This is a genomic window from Acinetobacter guillouiae CIP 63.46, from assembly GCF_000368145.1.
GTDB lineage: Bacteria > Pseudomonadota > Gammaproteobacteria > Pseudomonadales > Moraxellaceae > Acinetobacter > Acinetobacter guillouiae.
The window spans coordinates 913,995-930,529 of the sequence record NZ_KB849283.1 but is presented as its reverse complement, the minus strand read 5'-3'; the positions used below and the strand labels follow the sequence as shown (position 1 = coordinate 930,529).

Below are 16,535 nucleotides of genomic sequence, written 5' to 3'. Positions count from 1 at the left end.
GATGTTGAATGTTTGCTGACAATGCAAATTACATAAGAAATGTTTACAGCCCCCTAACACTTCATTGCGAATTTGTACTAAATTCAATGTTATATTTAGAATATTAAAATAATTGGGATGATCAATTGAACAAGACCTTCCTCAGCCTTTGTCTCTGCTTAAGCACTTCAATTAGCTCAGCTGATGATTTTCTGCAAACTCAAAATAGTACTCAATTTGAAGTACCTGAAATTGGCAGTGGGGTGGGATTTATTGATCAACAAAAAGAAAAAACCATTGGTGAAAAAGTTTATCGTCAAGTTCAACAGCAAATGCCAGTTCTGCAAGATCCTTGGCTGGAAGATCAGTTTATGCTGGTTTTTTCAAAAATTCTCAGTCAGACCCAGCTTTCACAGCCAGTAGGCTTGGTGGTGATCAAAGATGCTCAGATCAATGCATTTGCAGTACCTGGGGGCATGTTTGCCTTAAATAGTGGGATGATTACAGCTTCAAGTAATATGGATGAAGTTGCTAGTGTAATGGGACATGAAATTGCCCATGTCACACAACGTCATTACAGCCGTTCGCAGGAAGCATTTAAAGGTCAAGGTTTATTGGCGCTTGCAGGAATTATCGTCGGTGCTGCATTGGCGTCCAAAGCGGATGGTGATATTGGTGGCGCGGTGATGATGGGTACACAAGCTGCATTGATGGACAAGCAGCTCAGTTATAGCCGAAATCAAGAACGTGAAGCTGATCGGATCGGCATGCAGTTTATGTATGGGGCTGGATATGACCCAGAAAGTATGGCTGATTTCTTTGAAACCATGCATCGTTCTACCAGTCGTTTAAGTTTTTTACCTGATTTTTGGTTAACTCATCCCTTAACAACAGAGCGTATGAGTGAAGCAAGATTAAGGGCAAATCAATTTCCAAAAGTTCCTTTTCGTGCCCAGCAATCTGATTTTGATATTATTAAATGGTATACCGCAGTGATTTCGGGGCAAGCCACTGACCGTCAATTGCTGGCTTTAGCACAATCGAATAATTTAGCGGGTTTATTGGCTTTAAGTGAGTTTTATTTGCTGCAAGGTGATTATGACAATGCGCAAACACAGCTGAATTTAGCCAAGAAGGTCAACGCAGAACATACTTTGGTCACTTTGATTCAAACTGATATTTATTTAGGGCGAAATAAATTAGATGATGCCTATCAAACCATCATCACTAAGCAAATCATAACCCCAGAAAATCGCGCATTAAGTTATAAATTAGCCGAAGTTTATATTCGACAGCAGAAGCCCAAAGAAGCCGAGCAATTGGTCAATCGTTTTGTGAATAAGAATAATAAGGACATTATTGGCTGGCAATTGTTACAACAAGCGGCAAATTTAGATAAAAAGAATCCAATGCGTACAGTCAATGTGCTGAGAAATAGGGCGGAAGTTCAATATTGGTCTGGTGATGAAGAAAATGCAATTAAATCACTTTTACATGCCAAGCGTTTAGCTAAAGAAAATAATGCGATGAGTGCCCGTATCGATACACGCTTAAAAGTGATGCAAGATGAACGAAAGTTAAAAATTTAAAAGCTTGATTTAAAGAACTTAAAACTTGAGTTAAAAAACAAAAAATAATGGGTGATTTTAAATGTGCCATTAAAGAAAATTTACTTTCTATTCTTGCTTGAACAGGTTAAGCTAAAATCACTTAAAGTTATAATAAAGTATTTGATTCACATGAAGAAAATTTTAATCGCATTCAGCATTTTTTTCTATACTCACTCAACATTTGCAGCAGTACCAGAAAGCTATGTTCGAGAAGTTGAGCGTATTTCGGCACAATACAGTGCAGATATGAAATTTTTTTTACGTAGTCTAGATCCGAAATTGAGCCAGTTTAACCCGCAACAAGAGTCACAATTCTGTGGCATTGTTAAAAAATATGTCGATGATATGTATAAAACGACAGATGAAAATCGTCAATACCTCCCACCATCAGCGCAATCTATGACCAAACAAAATGTGATTGATAAAGTGATGTTGTCACCTGAAATGCAGTTACTTAAAAAATATAATATTCAGTGTGATTTGAAATAGGGTTATCTTTAACATCTTACATCTGAGCTATATTATTTATGGATTTTAGCCAATTTCAAATTGAGAATGAGCAAATTGTTCTCAACATCATTCAAGTATCTGATGCTGAAGATTTATATAGCGCAATAACAAATAGCTTAACCGAGCTTAGAAAGTTTCCTGCAAGTTTAGTATGGGCATTGGAAGAACCTAATTTGCATGCTTCAATGGCATTTTGCCAATCTCGTTTGGTGGCGTTGTTAAATAAAGAGAACTTTGTATTTATTATCCGTTTAAAAGAAACTGATGATCTTTTAGGGGTGGTCGATATCCATGAAATTGATTGGTTGCAAAATACTGCATCTATTGGGTTTTGGGGAAACTCAAAATTTAAGCAAAAAGGCTACATGTCACAAGCGCTAATACTATTTGTAAGTAGTTTATTTTCGAAATGGAATTTTGTCGGTTTAAATGCTTATGTCGATGCAGAAAATATATTGGCACGAAAATTATGTGAAAAAGCTGGGTTTTTACTTAAAAATATTCAATATCAATCTGTACGGAATCCAGTCGATGGTGGCTTTAGAGATATTTGCCATTATCAAATAGAAAATAAATTAAGTGATATTGTAGATTGACGATTTTGGGCTATTTAACAAGAAACTATTTCATTGCAAAATAATTTTTATTTAAGTTGTTAAATAGACCAAATCAAACAGAAATTCAGATTTAAGAACGTTGGGTTTAGCCAAGTTTTGCTTTAATTTTTGCAGAAACTTGTGCTGGATCGGCACGTCCGGCTATGATCGGACGTAGAGAATTCATCACCTTACCCATATCTTTCATGCTAGTTGCACCTTGCGCAGTAATAGTTTGCGCAATGAGAGAATCAAGCTCGTCCTCTGACATAGCTTCAGGTAGAAACTGAGATAACACCTCAATTTCGGCTTGTTCTTTACTAGCTAAATCTTCACGGCCTGCACCTTCAAAGGCTTTGACCGATTCTTTACGTTGTTTGATTTGCTTTTCAATGACCGCAAGAACCTGAGTATCGTCAAGCTCTATGCGCTCATCGACTTCGATTTGCTTGATTGCTGCCTGTAGACCACGAATTACCGTTAACTTACCCATTTCTTTAGCACGCATTGTTGCTTTTAAAACATCAGTTATTTGGTTTTTTAAAGTAGTCATTTATCTGTCCAGGTGAGTCAATCAATCACAAATTAATCTTAGTAAAGGCGAGTAGTACGTACTGATTCACGCGCCAATTTCTTTTGGTAGCGTTTAACAGCAGCAGCTTTTTTACGTTTACGTTCTTGAGTAGGTTTCTCGTAGAATTCACGTTTACGAACATCAGCTAAAACACCAGCTTTTTCGCATGAACGTTTGAAACGACGGATAGCTACGTCTACTGGTTCGCCTTCTTTCAATTTAACTTGTGGCATGAAGAATCCTCATTAAGTTATGGATAAGATCAGGGTCGAATTACCCTAGATCACAAGTGAAGGTCAGTATTTTACTCATTTACATCTCATACCACAAGTCTATAATAGCTTTAGCAATATTTTGAAATGGGTAAAAGGCAATTTAATGATCGTTCTGGGCTTAGAAACTTCATGTGATGAAACAGGATTAGCGCTCTATGACAATGAAGTCGGCTTAAGAGGACAGGTGTTATATAGTCAAATTAAATTGCATGCAGAGTATGGTGGTGTCGTTCCTGAGTTGGCTTCTCGTGATCATGTTCGGAAGTTAATTCCTTTGATTAATCAACTTCTTGAGCAAAGCGGTGTGAAAAAATCAGAGATCGATGCAGTGGCGTATACGCGCGGCCCTGGCTTAATGGGTGCACTGATGACAGGGGCATTATTTGGTCGCACCTTGGCTTTTGCGCTGAATAAACCCGCGATTGGCGTGCATCATATGGAAGGTCATATGCTTGCTCCATTATTATCCGAAAATCCACCTGAATTTCCGTTTGTCGCATTATTAGTGTCAGGTGGACACACTCAATTGATGGCAGCACATGCAATAGGTGAGTACGAAATTCTAGGTGAGTCGATTGACGATGCCGCTGGTGAAGCTTTTGATAAAGTCGCAAAAATGTTGAAATTACCTTATCCGGGTGGTCCAAATATTTCAAAATTGGCGGAACAAGGTGACAAAAATGCTTTTGAATTTCCACGTCCAATGTTGCATCAAGGGCTAGATTTTTCATTTAGTGGTCTAAAAACTGCTGTTTCAGTGCAGTTAAAAAAATTAGGTGAAGAACAACGTGATGCAGATATTGCAGCTTCATTCCAAGAAGCTTTGGTGGATACTTTGGTTAAAAAGTCGATTAAAGCATTAAAACAGTCGGGTTTAAGACGGTTGGTGATTGCGGGCGGTGTCAGTGCCAATAAACGTTTAAGAGAGCGTTTAGAAGCAGATTTAGCTAAAATTAAAGCAACGGTTTATTATGCAGAACCTGCTTTGTGTACAGATAATGGCGCAATGATAGCGTTTGCAGGTTATCAGCGTTTAAAAGCTGGACAAAAAGATGGTTTATCGGTGACGACAACACCACGTTGGCCAATGACTGAATTGACGAAACCTGAATTAGTTTAAGTCTGATATTGAACGGATTGTTAAATTTAACAAAGAGGCGAAAGCCTCTTTTTTTGGATTTAAAATTTAACGCGAATAAGGCTTCCACGTTTTGCTTTTGTTATCATAGTTATATTGAACCTGATCATCGTAATTTGATTCAAATTTTGTATGGCCATATTGATGACTGATGCTAAAACAATTTTTGATATTGCTATAAGTTTCATGTGTGCCAGGATGATCACCATCGAATTGCGAACCCATTAAGCATAATTTGGCGTCATTCAATCCAAATGTATAAGTGGGCTTCTTTTTGACATTGCCTTCATTATCTTCCCAACCCGTGAACTGATAATTGAGTGGATAGACAATCCCTGTTTGGGTATCTATAGCAACCATTTCTAAAGAATCTGAAGTTCCCGTATTGAGTAAAATATATTTTTTATCAAAATTAGGCTGCATTGATTTAAGCGCATTTTTGTATTTGGCAAGGTTGGCTTTAGAACAATAATCGCCATTAAAATAATCACTCTGACACTCAGAAACTTTTTTCAACGTCGTCCCAGCATATGCCAATTGTAGTGATGCAGAACAAACAATCAGTGATAGGGCAAAAAATCTTTTCATTTATACTGACTTTGAATGTGTATTTATACAGTTTATCGCATTTCTTTTACTGTGGTTTATCTGATTTCATGATAGAAAATAATCAGAATATTAAAAAATGAGATTGGCATATGGACTTATTGTCTTCTGAACAGCATATCAACCTAAGCAATATTGACACAGATCTTCAGCTTTATAAAAAATTTAGCCAAGGCGTGCGTTTACCTTATGAGGTTTTAAACATTCACAATATTCCTGATGGTGCAAAACCCGGCCATTTTATCGAGGTTCGTTGTGGTGGGTTTGGTTCAGAAATTTCAGCTCACCCTACAGAAAAGTATCAATTCTATGCACTTACAGATCGTGGGCCGAATACCACGTATAACGTCAATCAGGATCATGGCAAAATCTTTTTAGATCCTGACTATACCCCTAAAATTGGATTATTTGAGTTAAAAAAAGATGGAACTATTCAGAAAATAAAAGAAATTTTATTAAAAGATCCAATGGGCAGAAATATTACAGGTTTGCCTAATCAGCATTTTGGCGCAAGTAAAGAAATTGCCTATGACCAAGATGGAAAGAAATTAGCCATAGGGACAGATGAATTTGGATTGGATGCTGAAGGTTTGGTTGCACTCAAAGATGGTACTTTTTGGGTCAGCGATGAATATGGTCCTCATATTGTGCATATTAATGCAGATGGGCTAGAAATTGATCGTATCAATGCCTATGTTTTAGATGAGCGCAGAACATCGGGTTATTTATTACCTCAAGAATATGCCAATAGACGCCAGAATCGAGGAATGGAAGGTTTAACCATTACACCCGATCAAAAAAAGCTGGTGGGCATCATGCAATCCACCATGAGCAATCCCGATGCTTCAGTAAGCAAATCAGATCTTGTGCGTATTGTGATGATTGATTTAGAAAGCAAAGTCGTTTCTCAGTATTTGTATCAACAAGAAGGGGGTGCAAAGACCTATTCAAATACAGCAATTACAGCCTTGAGTTCCACGCAATTTCTAGTCGCAGAACGTGATGATGATTTCTATAAAGATAATCCTCAAGCATTTAAACGGATTTATAAAATCAATCTGCAACATGCCACTGATTTGGAAAAGCTAAAGCCAAGTTCAACGATTCGGCAAGATGAACAATTCGGTCTGTTGATAGCGGAACAAACCCTAGAACAATATGTGTTAACAGCAGGCTGGAGTGGTCTGGCTCAACAGGGTATCTACCCAGTAGAAAAAACCTTAGTGGTGGATTTGGTTGCGCGGTTACAGTATCCGCACGATAAAATTGAAGGTCTATGGGTGATTGATGAACAGCACTTAGCAGTACTCAATGATGATGATTATGCTTTTTCTGAAACAGATGGGGTATTGGAACAAAAGTATTTAGATCACGATAAAAATATCATTGATGGCAATACACTTTATATCCTTGATCAATTGGATTTAACAGCGGATTAAGTATTTATTCATTCAAGATAAAATTAAACCGCCAAATTAATTTGGCGATTTAATGAATGTATTTACGATAAACTTTGTGCTGGTTTTAAACTTGATTCAAGTATTAAGCTTGATTCAAATATTAAACTTAGTATTCCCAGAACATCCGTTGAATTTCTTTTGCATCTTTGGTTTTGGTCAGTGCTAAAGCAGCTAAAAGTTTTGCTTTTTGCGGATTTAAATCGTGAGCAACGACCCAACCATATTTATCATCAGGCTGTTCAGCATTACGTAACACAAAACCTTGTGGAACGCGTGAAGAACGAATGATTTGTACACCTTGTTGCTGGAGTTGGTTTAATGTTGGAACAATATAGTTGGCAACGGAACCATTACCTGTACCCGCATGAATAATGGCTTTAGCACCCGCTTTCGCATAGGCCACATAGGCATCTGGAAGCATATTGCCTGAACCATAAACGATTTGAACGATTGGTAACGCATCACCTTGAATATTTTCAATATTAAACTCAGAGCTATTGTTAAAACGTTTTGCAACGTTTCTAAACCAATAAGGTTTACCTTCAACCAGTGTACCTAAAGCACCCCATTGGCTGACAAAAGCATCGGTATGAATATTGATGGTCTTTGACACATCACGTGCTGCAAAAATATCATCATTCATTAACACAAAAACGCCTTTGCCTTTGGCACTGTCTGCGGCAGCAAGCGCAACAGCACTATAAAGGTTCAAAGGGCCGTCAGCTGAAAGCGCTGAAGGTGGACGCATAGAACCAACAACGACAATTGGTTTATCTGTATGAACTGTAAGACTTAGAAAATAAGCAGTTTCTTCTAAAGTATCTGTACCATGGGTAATCACCACGCCATTCACATCAGGCTTTTTAACCAATTCATTTACTTTACGTGCAATGGTTAAAAGCTCTTTGTCAGTGATGCTTTCTGAAGCAACCTGTAAAGCCTGTACGCCTGTAACATTAGCAAGATTTTGAATTTGCGGAACTGCATTCAACAAATCATCTACAGGAACTTTCGCAGCAGTATATGTTGCGCTATTTGTAGAACTTGCTCCAGCACCCGCGATCGTACCGCCAGTTGCGACGACAACGACATTATTTTTTGCATAACTCGTAAAGGGTAAAAGCATGCCAATTGCAAGTGTAAGTGCAGTAACCGTCTTTTTCATAAACTATCCTTTTCAATCATTGTTCTGGTCATAAGCATTTTTTGTACCAGTTTTTAAATCTATATAAATACTGAGCTGTTGCCCATACTTATTTAAAAATGTAATTTTTCAAATAATCACTCAAATTTATAGTTACATACTATTAAAACTGGATAAAGTGCTTGCCAGTGCGTTTTTTCAGCATTCAATGAAGATGTTGTGCAATATAACGTCAATGACTAAGTTTTTAGTTGTACAGATGAATTGAGCAATTAAAAAAGGCATTCAATTTTGAATGCCTTTTTGAGCTTATCTTTACTTTATAAAGATTAACGCATTTTTGCCAAGAAACGACTTAAGCGGTTCATTGCTTCACGTAATTCATTTTCTGCAGGAAGGAATACCACACGGAAATGATCAGGTGTAGGCCAGTTAAAACCTGTTCCTTGAACCAGTAAAACTTTTTCAGCTTTGAGGAAATCTAACATGAATTTTTCATCATCTTCAATTGGATAGATTTCAGGATCCAGCCTAGGGAAACAATACATTGCACCTTCTGGTTTTACGCACGACACGCCAGGAATATCGTTAAGCATTTCCCAAGCAATATTGCGTTGTTCATATAAACGACCACCTGGGCGGATCAAATCATTAATTGATTGATAGCCACCTAAAGCGGTTTGAATCGCATATTGGGCTTGGTGGTTGGCACATAAACGCATAGAGGCAAGCATGTCCAAGCCTTCAATGTAATCCATTGCACGTGACTTATCACCCGTAATCGCCATCCAACCAGAACGGTAACCTGCAATACGATAGGCTTTAGATAAACCATTAAAAGAAACACATAAATGGTTTCCTGCTAATGCTGCAACAGAGACATGTTCGATACCGTCATAAACAATTTTGTCGTAAATTTCATCTGCAAATAAAATTAGATCATGTTTTTTTGCCAATGCAACAATCTGTTCTAAAACATGGCGCGGATAGACTGAACCCGTTGGATTGTTTGGGTTAATCACCACAATACCACGAGTATTTGGGGTGATTTTACTTTCCATATCCGCCATATCAGGATACCAGTAGTTTTGGTCATCACATTTATAGTGAATCGCTGTACCACCTGATAAATTTACGGCTGCCGTCCATAATGGGTAATCCGGCATTGGAACCAGCATTTCATCGCCATCATCCAATAAACCTTGCATCGCCATAACGATCAGTTCAGATACACCATTCCCGATATACACATCTTTGACATGTAAATCCAAGATACCTTTTTGCTGATAATACTGACAGATGGCTTTACGCGCAGGGAAGATCCCTTTTGAATCTGTATAACCGACAGCATTAGGCAAATTTAAAGCCACATCATTGATAATTTCTTGAGGGGCTTCAAAGCCGAACGGGGCGGGGTTACCGATATTTAATTTAATAATTTTATGACCGGCTTCTTCCATCTCATTGGCCGCTCGTAACACTGGTCCACGAATGTCGTAGCAAACATGCTCTAGCTTTGACGATTTCTTGATTTCACGTGGGGTTGTGTTACCTAAAACGGACATAATTTTATCCAATTATTTTGAGTTAAAAAAATAGATTACTGAAATATCACAATCTATGTTGAAATTTAGCTAGAAATTTTCCAAGCTCTAGCGTAAATATGGAAGTACTGAAGCATGACATTGAATGTCAAAGATTTAAAGGAGTTTAATGATGGGAAAACTCAATAAAACAGACCGAGAATGGCAAAGAGAGTTATCACCAGAGGAATTTAAAATCACTCGACAAAAGGGCACTGAACCTGCCTTTACTGGAAAGTATTGGAATTCCAAGCAGCATGGAACCTATGTATGTCGATGTTGTGGGGAAGAATTATTCTCTTCAGAAACCAAATATGACAGTGGTTGTGGTTGGCCGAGCTTTTTTAAACCGATCAATAATACTGTTATAGAAGAACAAGATGATCATTCACATGGTATGGAACGTGTAGAAATTATATGCCATCATTGCGACGCTCATTTGGGGCATGTATTTGAAGATGGACCACAACCAACGGGCTTACGCTACTGCGTAAATTCCGCTTCTTTAGAATTAAAATCACAAGAAAAAGGCGACGAGGAAACGTATCCATGACCAACATTTATCAGTTTGAGGCTGAGCTGTTAGAGGGTGAAAATAAATCTTTTTCTGATTATGAAGGAAAAGTTTTATTGATTGTAAATACTGCAAGTAAATGTGGCTTTACTCCACAATTTGCAGGATTAGAAAAGGTTTACGAGAAATATAAAGACCAAGGTCTTGAAGTTTTAGGATTTCCTTGTAACCAGTTCGGTGGACAAGACCCCGGTACAAATGAGCAAATCGGCACTTATTGCCAACGCAATTATGGTGTTTCTTTTCCAATGTTCGCTAAAGTGAATGTAAAAGGACCTGAAGCGCATGTGATATTCCGTTATTTAACCAATAACAGTAAGGGCATACTCGGCAGTGGCATTAAGTGGAATTTCACCAAATTCTTAATAAATAAGAAAGGTGAAGTGATTAACCGCTATGCACCAACCACGAAGCCTGAGGATATAGAACAGGATATTGAAAAAGCTTTAGCAGAATAACCTGTTGTACAGACCAAAATAAGACTGAGGATATGATGCAATTAGACACTGCAGTTGAATTTTGGACTGATCCGCAAATGCCCTATGTCGAAACACGTAGGGCATGTCAAAGCCGTATTTGCTATAAATCACATAGCCATCCGACCTTTTCGATTGGTGCTGTGGATTGTGGAATAAGTCGCTTTAGTAGCTATTTTGCCAGCGAAGAGCAAATTCAAACAGGAAGCGTAGTAATCATTCCTGCTGAGGTGGAACATGCATGTAATCCACTGGAAAATCAAGCATGGAGTTATCAAATGATGCATCTAGATGCACATTGGGTTGCTCAACTTTTTTCAGAATTAGTCAAAGATATTGAGCAGCTTTATCCCCATCATATTCCGTTGCTAAAACCACAAATTTTAACAAACCCACATATATACCAAGCATTTACGCAGTTAAATCAGCTGTTATTTGATCCAACCATATCGATTTTATTCAAACAACAACAATTAATTGAAGTCCTGAGTGAAATATTATTGCCCAATTTTGAATTTACGTTATTAAAGCAGTCTGATTATTTTCAAAAGCATTTGGGTGCAATGATTGATGATATGAATCACAGTAAACAGATGCTTTCTTTAGAAGATCTCAGTCAAAGTCTAGGGATTAGTCGTTCTGCCATTATTCGCTTGTTTAAAAGTAATTTTGGCTTAACACCACATGCGTATCAATTAAATCAAAAAATAAATATAGCCAGAAAGCGTTTGAAGTCTGGAGAAGCAATTATTCAAGTTGCACATGATTTGGGATTTACAGACCAAAGTCATTTTCATCATGTGTTTAAATCGCATACTGGAATCACACCGAAGCAGTTTCAAGCTCAGTTTGTCATGCTCTAACTGCGCAATTATCTACAAGATAATAGGTTCTAAAAATATTTAAGCTTATCTAAATATTTTTTGGATCGAGTAATGCAACTGTTCATTATTGTGATTGTCACCCATTTCATTGCTTTGCTTTCACCGGGCCCTGATTTTTTTCTTATTTTAACTTCGTTGTTTCGAAATGGACCACATGCGGCGAGGGCTGTTTGCTTAGGGATCGTCTTGGGAAATGTTGCCGTGATTGGTCTTATTTTGAGCTCATTGTTTTTTCTTGGCAAACTCGATGATGAAATTTTTAAGCTGGTAAAATGGGGCTGTATTGCTTATTTAAGTTATTTGTCTTATCGGTGTTTCATATTTGCACAACAAGCTAAGCTAATAGGGGATTATCATCTAGAACACCAAAATAAACCAACCTTTGCATGGATGAAATATGTCTTACTGGGGGTACAGTCGAGTTTATTAAATCCTAAAAATATTCTGTTTTATAGCAGTATTATTATGGCAATTTATCAACACTATAATGTTGTTCAACTGACTTTAACCTGTCTGTGGATGGTGAGTGTAGTTTTGATCTGGAACTTGTTTTTGGTGCGATTGATGACTCAAAATAAAGCTATGCATTGGTTTAAAACCAAAATCAAATATATTTATTATCTTTCATCCTTTTGCTTTGGCTTATTTGCTGCGGCTTTGTTGCTGAATTAATCAAATAAAATTAGCTCAAATAAAAAAATGCCTATCTAATAAAGATCTAGATAGGCATTCTCTTTTACATTATGTTGTCATCTGATTCAATTTTAAAAATCAAGAATGAGATACGCTTGTTTCGTTCGATTTATTGGCTTTATTGCGCTTAAATAACATGTTGTGAATATCATCAATAAAGGTATACACAACAGGAATAACCAATAATGATAAAAAGGTACTGGTAATCAGTCCACCAATTACAGAGATTGCCATCGGTGCTCTAAAACTTGGATCTGTACCTATTCCTAAGGCAATCGGAAACATACCTGCGCCCATCGCTAAAGTCGTCATAATAATGGGCCGTGCACGCTTATGGCAGGCATCTAAGAGCGCATTCATACGTGAATACTGCCGTTCATTACGGGCGATAATTGCATAATCGACCAAAAGAATCGAGTTTTTACTGGCAATTCCCATCAACATGATTAAGCCAATCAAACTTGGCATCGAAAAACTACTTTTTGCTAAAAGCAGTAGCACAAACGCACCACCCAGTGCCAAAGGCAATGCCACTAAAATGGTGATCGGTTGTAAGAAGTCTTTAAACAGGAGCACTAAAACCACATAGATACACAATACGCCTGTTAGCATAGCTAAACCAAAGCTTGCAAAGAGCTGTTCCATCACATCGGCATCACCCAGATTGGTACGTTTTACTGTCGGAGGTAAGTTTTTGATGGTTGGAAGTTTATCTACAGCAGCCGCAACATCGCCTAAAGGCTGATCATTGAGCTCAATATTAAAGTTGATGTTACGTAAACGGTTAAAACGGTCAATTTGTGAAGGACCACTTTCAATATTGACTTGTGCAATGGTGCCTAACATCACTGGACCTTTACTACCAGTAATCATCAAGCGTTTAATCAGATCTTGGTCTTGACGTGCAGACAATGGCAGTTTGATGACAATCGGAATTTGTCGTTGCGAAAGGTTTAATTTTGCCAAGTTCTGATCAAAATCTCCCGCCGTGGCAATACGCACAGTTTCAGCGATATTTTGTGTGGTAATGCCTAAATCCGCAGCTTTTGCAAAGTCAGGGCGAATTACCAATTCAGGGCGAATCAATGCTGCGCTTGAGGTAATACTACCAATATTTGGAATAGTACGGATTTCTCGTTCTACTTGACGTGCTGTCGTGATTAATACATCAGGGTCATCACCTGACAGCGCAATTTGGTATTGGCTGTTATTGCCTGCAATACCGACTTGAATTCGTGCACCAGGCAGTGGAGCTAAACGTTGGCGTAAGTCATTTTCAATTTTTTGCAAACTCGCAGCGCGGTCTGAACGTGCTGTAACTTGAATGGTTAAGGTTGCTTTTCTTGGTTCACTTGATGCACCACCTGCAAAAGGATCTGTACCTGCTGAACCACCACCAATCGTGGTATAGACACTTTTAATTTCAGGATGATCCTTAATTAAACTACGCGCGTATTCTGCTGCTTTTAAGGTGTCTGGAAATTGTGAACCTGGTGGAAGCTCAACACGCACTTGGGTCTGCCCAGTGTCAGGTGGTGGAACAAAGCCCGTAGGGAGTAAAGGGATGAGCATGAGAGACGCAATAAAAAATATGATGGCACTGCTTAAGGTGATCCAACGATGATTTAAACACCAAGTCACCATCCGCATATAGGCGCGCATCACCCGACCATCTTTGGCACGATCATGTTGAAGTTCAAGATCACCATGATCTTTGATTGGTTGGCTTTGATCATCTAATACTTGATTGTCATGATGACTTTCAACTTTACCAACCCAAGGTTTAAGAATATAGGCTGACATCATAGGCGTCAGTAAGCGTGCCACCAAGAGTGAGGCAAAAATAGCCAAAGCCGCTGTCCAGCCAAATTGCACAAAGAATTTACCCGCAATACCACTCATAAAGGCAGTGGGTAAGAACACTGCAATCAAGGTGAAAGTGGTGGCAATTACGGCTAAACCAATTTCATCGGCTGCCTCCATTGCCGCTTCATAAGGCGTTTTCCCCATTCGAAGATGCCGGATGATATTTTCAATTTCTACAATGGCATCATCAACCAGTATTCCCACAACCAACGACATGGCTAACAGTGTGACAATATTTAAAGTAAAACCTAAGTAATACATGCCAATTAGGGCAGGTAGAATGGACAAAGGCAGGGCAGTTGCCGCAATGATCGTGGCACGCCAATCTCGTAAAAACAGCCAAACCACTAAGATTGCAAGAAGTGCGCCTTCATATAGCAAGGACATTGAGCCTTTATAGTTATCAACCACAGGATTTACAAAGTTAAATGCTTCAGTGATTTTAATATCGGGATGCGCCGCTTTTAATGTTTCAAGTGCCTCTTTTACTCCGATTTCAACATCAACTTCACTTGCACCTTTACTGCGGGTAATTTCAAAGCCAATCACAGGGTGGCCATTTAACAGTGCAGCAGAACGTCGTTCAGCAATGCCATCACGAATGCTGGCAACTTGATCCAGCCGAATATGGCGACCATCACTCAAGGCAATATCCATTGCTGCAATTTCAGCAGCAGTTTTTACTGTGGCAATGGTACGAATAGACTGTTCACTGCCGCCTATTTTGGTTTGTCCGCCAGATGCATCTTGTTGAACAAGGCGTAATTGTCGGGTGATGTCTGTTGCTGTGGCATTTAATGCTAAGAGTTTTTCAGGATCTAATTCAACATCAACTTGACGCGTGACGCCGCCTACACGAGAAACAGCACCAACGCCTTTGACTTTTAACATTGCACGCGCAACGTCATAATCTACAAACCAAGACAACGCTTCCTCATCCATACGAGGGGACTGAATGGTATAGGTGAGAATTGGTGAACCTGAAAGGTTGATTTTACTGACAATTGGATCACGAAGATCTGCGGGTAAATCTGAACGCACTTGTGAAACCGCGTTACGGACATCATCAACAGCTTCTTGCAGTGGTTTTTCCAGTTGAAACTCTGCAGTTACGGTGACTACACCATCTTGGATATTGGTATATTGATTTTTAAGTCCCTGTAAAGTTGCAATCGAGTTCTCAATTTTACGTGCAACTTCTGTTTCCAGTTGCGGCGGTGCTGCACCGGGTAAAGCCGCTGTGACCGTGACCATTGGTAATTCAATATCGGGAAATTGTTGTATTTTCATCCAATGGAAACACATCAAACCCGCTAAACCAAGCATGATAAAAAGCAAGATACCGGGAATCGGATTTTTAATCGACCAAGCGGAGAAATTCATGTTATTTCTCCTGCGTGCTAACGAGTTGTTTGGTCAATGGTGTATCTGGAATCGCTTGCCCACGTTTGATTAAATCACCATCTGACAAGAATCCTGTTCCAGAGGCAACCAGTTGAGTGTTTGCTGCTAAATCAACAATTTCAACACGATCATTTAAACGTCGACCAAGTGTGACTTTCTGTTGAGTTACTCGATTATCTTTATTGACAATAAACACATAAGAAAAACCATCACGTAAAAGTACTGCGGTTTGAGGCACTGTTAGTGCTGGCTTTTCGCCTAGATCAAACTCACCTTTGACAAACATACCCATACGAACAGCATCAGTGGTAGGTATATCCACATAGACCAAGCCATAACGTGTTTGCGGGTCAATGACTGGTGCAATCATCCGAACGCTACCTGAAACGGCTGAACGGCTAGGATCAGGTGAGGTGATATGCGCTGTCATGCCTTTTTTAAGTTTATATAAGTCTGTCGAGGTTACTTCGGCACGCCATTCCAAACGGTTATCACGGATCAAACGGAACAGTTCTTGTCCCGTTTGTGCCAATGAGCCAACTGTTGCTGTACGTGCTGAAATAACCCCATGATCGGGTGCAATCACTTGGGTTTGAGTTAAACGAAGCTGATTACTGTCAATTTGGGCTTTGGCTGCATCTAAGCGGGCTTGTGCTGTACTTTGAGAAGTCAGGTATTTTGTCGCTTCTTGTTGTGAAATTGCGCCAGTGTTTTTGAGTTGTTGAATACGTTGATTATTGATACTGGCATCAGCTAGCACAGCTTTCGCTTCTGCATAATTGGCCTTTGCTGTCGCCAATTCAGCACGAATACTTTCACTGTTAATTTCAGCCAAAACTTGCCCACGTTGTACGCTATCTCCAACGTTGACATTGACTTTGGTAATTCGTTGCCCCGAAAGTTCACTGCCAATCACCACTTCTTGCCATGCAGCAATATTGCCATTGGCTGTAAAGTTTTGCTTCCAGTTTTGTAGCTCGGGTTGTATCACCGTTACAGTCAGTGCTGGTTTTGCGCTAGAAGCGGATGTTGCTGCATTTTCTGGAGAAGGCTGCTTTTTATTTGAAGATTTCCATCCAATAAAAGCTACGATTAGCACAATAAAAATAATTGCAATAATGATCCCGAGTTTTGAGTTTATGCGCTTTTTTTTCATTGGGTCA

The 16,535-nt window shown here is 38.9% G+C and carries 16 protein-coding genes; 9 read left to right on the top strand and 7 right to left on the bottom strand.

The features are described from left to right. Positions 1–170 precede the first annotated feature (170 nt). The 3 genes from F981_RS09605 (at position 171) to F981_RS09595 (ending at position 2,695) form a co-directional block, all read left to right on the top strand. Entirely contained in the window at positions 171–1,568 is a 1,398-nt protein-coding gene (locus F981_RS09605) for a M48 family metalloprotease (RefSeq protein ID WP_227515086.1), read from the top strand. Positions 1,569–1,718: 150 nt separating this feature from the next. Then, the gene (locus F981_RS09600) at positions 1,719–2,078 is read left to right on the top strand and encodes a hypothetical protein (RefSeq protein WP_004720974.1); all 360 of its coding nucleotides are present in this window, start codon (positions 1,719–1,721) and stop codon (positions 2,076–2,078) included. 38 nt (positions 2,079–2,116) lie between these two features. Beyond that, complete coding sequence (locus F981_RS09595; protein ID WP_004720972.1) at positions 2,117–2,695, top strand: GNAT family N-acetyltransferase; 579 nt, start codon at positions 2,117–2,119, stop codon at positions 2,693–2,695. Positions 2,696–2,801: 106 nt separating this feature from the next. On the opposite strand, the gene F981_RS09590 is transcribed toward F981_RS09595, so the two are convergent. Together F981_RS09590 and rpsU are read right to left on the bottom strand one after the other, a co-directional pair. Continuing rightward, a complete protein-coding gene (locus F981_RS09590) occupies positions 2,802–3,248 on the bottom strand; it encodes a GatB/YqeY domain-containing protein (protein ID WP_004720970.1) in 447 nt (148 codons plus the stop codon). Positions 3,249–3,286: 38 nt separating this feature from the next. Next, positions 3,287–3,502: a 30S ribosomal protein S21 gene (rpsU, locus tag F981_RS09585; protein ID WP_001136722.1), complete on the bottom strand. Its 216-nt coding sequence runs from the start codon at positions 3,500–3,502 to the stop codon at positions 3,287–3,289. A gap of 145 nt (positions 3,503–3,647) precedes the next feature. Here rpsU and tsaD point away from each other — a divergent pair, with 145 nt between their 5' ends. Continuing rightward, complete coding sequence (gene tsaD, locus F981_RS09580) at positions 3,648–4,664, top strand: tRNA (adenosine(37)-N6)-threonylcarbamoyltransferase complex transferase subunit TsaD (protein ID WP_004720969.1); 1,017 nt, start codon at positions 3,648–3,650, stop codon at positions 4,662–4,664. Between the two features lie 66 nt (positions 4,665–4,730). Here tsaD and F981_RS09575 read toward each other — a convergent pair whose 3' ends face one another. Further along, positions 4,731–5,270: a hypothetical protein gene (locus F981_RS09575; protein WP_004720967.1), complete on the bottom strand. Its 540-nt coding sequence runs from the start codon at positions 5,268–5,270 to the stop codon at positions 4,731–4,733. A gap of 110 nt (positions 5,271–5,380) precedes the next feature. Between F981_RS09575 and F981_RS09570 the strand changes: the two genes are divergently transcribed. Next, positions 5,381–6,727 carry an esterase-like activity of phytase family protein gene (locus F981_RS09570; protein WP_004720965.1) on the top strand — a complete coding sequence of 449 codons (1,347 nt, stop codon included), beginning with the start codon at positions 5,381–5,383 and terminating at the stop codon, positions 6,725–6,727. Between the two features lie 127 nt (positions 6,728–6,854). Here F981_RS09570 and F981_RS09565 read toward each other — a convergent pair whose 3' ends face one another. Beyond that, a complete protein-coding gene (locus F981_RS09565; RefSeq protein WP_004720964.1) occupies positions 6,855–7,913 on the bottom strand; it encodes a type II asparaginase in 1,059 nt (352 codons plus the stop codon). A 308-nt stretch (positions 7,914–8,221) separates the two neighbouring features. Further along, the gene (locus F981_RS09560; protein ID WP_004720962.1) at positions 8,222–9,457 is read right to left on the bottom strand and encodes a pyridoxal phosphate-dependent aminotransferase; all 1,236 of its coding nucleotides are present in this window, start codon (positions 9,455–9,457) and stop codon (positions 8,222–8,224) included. Positions 9,458–9,608: 151 nt separating this feature from the next. Here F981_RS09560 and msrB point away from each other — a divergent pair, with 151 nt between their 5' ends. From msrB to F981_RS09540, 4 genes are all read left to right on the top strand, one after another. Then, positions 9,609–10,028, top strand: coding sequence for a peptide-methionine (R)-S-oxide reductase MsrB (gene msrB / locus F981_RS09555; protein ID WP_004720961.1), 420 nt, complete (start codon positions 9,609–9,611; stop codon positions 10,026–10,028). Further along, entirely contained in the window at positions 10,025–10,507 is a 483-nt protein-coding gene (locus F981_RS09550) for a glutathione peroxidase (protein ID WP_004720960.1), read from the top strand. The genes msrB and F981_RS09550 overlap by 4 nt, the downstream gene beginning before the upstream one ends. Before the next feature lie 35 nt (positions 10,508–10,542). Next, positions 10,543–11,388, top strand: a complete 846-nt coding sequence (locus tag F981_RS09545; RefSeq protein ID WP_004720959.1) for an AraC family transcriptional regulator — start codon at positions 10,543–10,545, stop codon at positions 11,386–11,388. Between the two features lie 72 nt (positions 11,389–11,460). Continuing rightward, complete coding sequence (locus F981_RS09540) at positions 11,461–12,081, top strand: LysE family translocator (protein ID WP_004720958.1); 621 nt, start codon at positions 11,461–11,463, stop codon at positions 12,079–12,081. 99 nt (positions 12,082–12,180) lie between these two features. On the opposite strand, the gene F981_RS09535 is transcribed toward F981_RS09540, so the two are convergent. After that, the gene (locus F981_RS09535) at positions 12,181–15,351 is read right to left on the bottom strand and encodes an efflux RND transporter permease subunit (protein WP_004720957.1); all 3,171 of its coding nucleotides are present in this window, start codon (positions 15,349–15,351) and stop codon (positions 12,181–12,183) included. Position 15,352: 1 nt separating this feature from the next. Continuing rightward, positions 15,353–16,528: an efflux RND transporter periplasmic adaptor subunit gene (locus F981_RS09530; protein ID WP_004720956.1), complete on the bottom strand. Its 1,176-nt coding sequence runs from the start codon at positions 16,526–16,528 to the stop codon at positions 15,353–15,355. Positions 16,529–16,535 lie beyond the last annotated feature (7 nt).

What these genes read in the sequence shown, in the direction of transcription:
- F981_RS09600 (WP_004720974.1), top strand. Translation starts at nt 1,719, where the DNA reads ATGAAGAAAATTTTAATCGCATTCAGCATTTTTTTCTATACTCACTCA.
- F981_RS09595 (WP_004720972.1), top strand. Translation starts at nt 2,117, where the DNA reads ATGGATTTTAGCCAATTTCAAATTGAGAATGAGCAAATTGTTCTCAAC.
- F981_RS09590 (WP_004720970.1), bottom strand. Translation starts at nt 3,248, where the DNA reads ATGACTACTTTAAAAAACCAAATAACTGATGTTTTAAAAGCAACAATG.
- rpsU (WP_001136722.1), bottom strand. Translation starts at nt 3,502, where the DNA reads ATGCCACAAGTTAAATTGAAAGAAGGCGAACCAGTAGACGTAGCTATC.
- tsaD (WP_004720969.1), top strand. Translation starts at nt 3,648, where the DNA reads ATGATCGTTCTGGGCTTAGAAACTTCATGTGATGAAACAGGATTAGCG.
- F981_RS09575 (WP_004720967.1), bottom strand. Translation starts at nt 5,270, where the DNA reads ATGAAAAGATTTTTTGCCCTATCACTGATTGTTTGTTCTGCATCACTA.
- F981_RS09570 (WP_004720965.1), top strand. Translation starts at nt 5,381, where the DNA reads ATGGACTTATTGTCTTCTGAACAGCATATCAACCTAAGCAATATTGAC.
- F981_RS09565 (WP_004720964.1), bottom strand. Translation starts at nt 7,913, where the DNA reads ATGAAAAAGACGGTTACTGCACTTACACTTGCAATTGGCATGCTTTTA.
- F981_RS09560 (WP_004720962.1), bottom strand. Translation starts at nt 9,457, where the DNA reads ATGTCCGTTTTAGGTAACACAACCCCACGTGAAATCAAGAAATCGTCA.
- msrB (WP_004720961.1), top strand. Translation starts at nt 9,609, where the DNA reads ATGGGAAAACTCAATAAAACAGACCGAGAATGGCAAAGAGAGTTATCA.
- F981_RS09550 (WP_004720960.1), top strand. Translation starts at nt 10,025, where the DNA reads ATGACCAACATTTATCAGTTTGAGGCTGAGCTGTTAGAGGGTGAAAAT.
- F981_RS09545 (WP_004720959.1), top strand. Translation starts at nt 10,543, where the DNA reads ATGCAATTAGACACTGCAGTTGAATTTTGGACTGATCCGCAAATGCCC.
- F981_RS09540 (WP_004720958.1), top strand. Translation starts at nt 11,461, where the DNA reads ATGCAACTGTTCATTATTGTGATTGTCACCCATTTCATTGCTTTGCTT.
- F981_RS09535 (WP_004720957.1), bottom strand. Translation starts at nt 15,351, where the DNA reads ATGAATTTCTCCGCTTGGTCGATTAAAAATCCGATTCCCGGTATCTTG.
- F981_RS09530 (WP_004720956.1), bottom strand. Translation starts at nt 16,528, where the DNA reads ATGAAAAAAAAGCGCATAAACTCAAAACTCGGGATCATTATTGCAATT.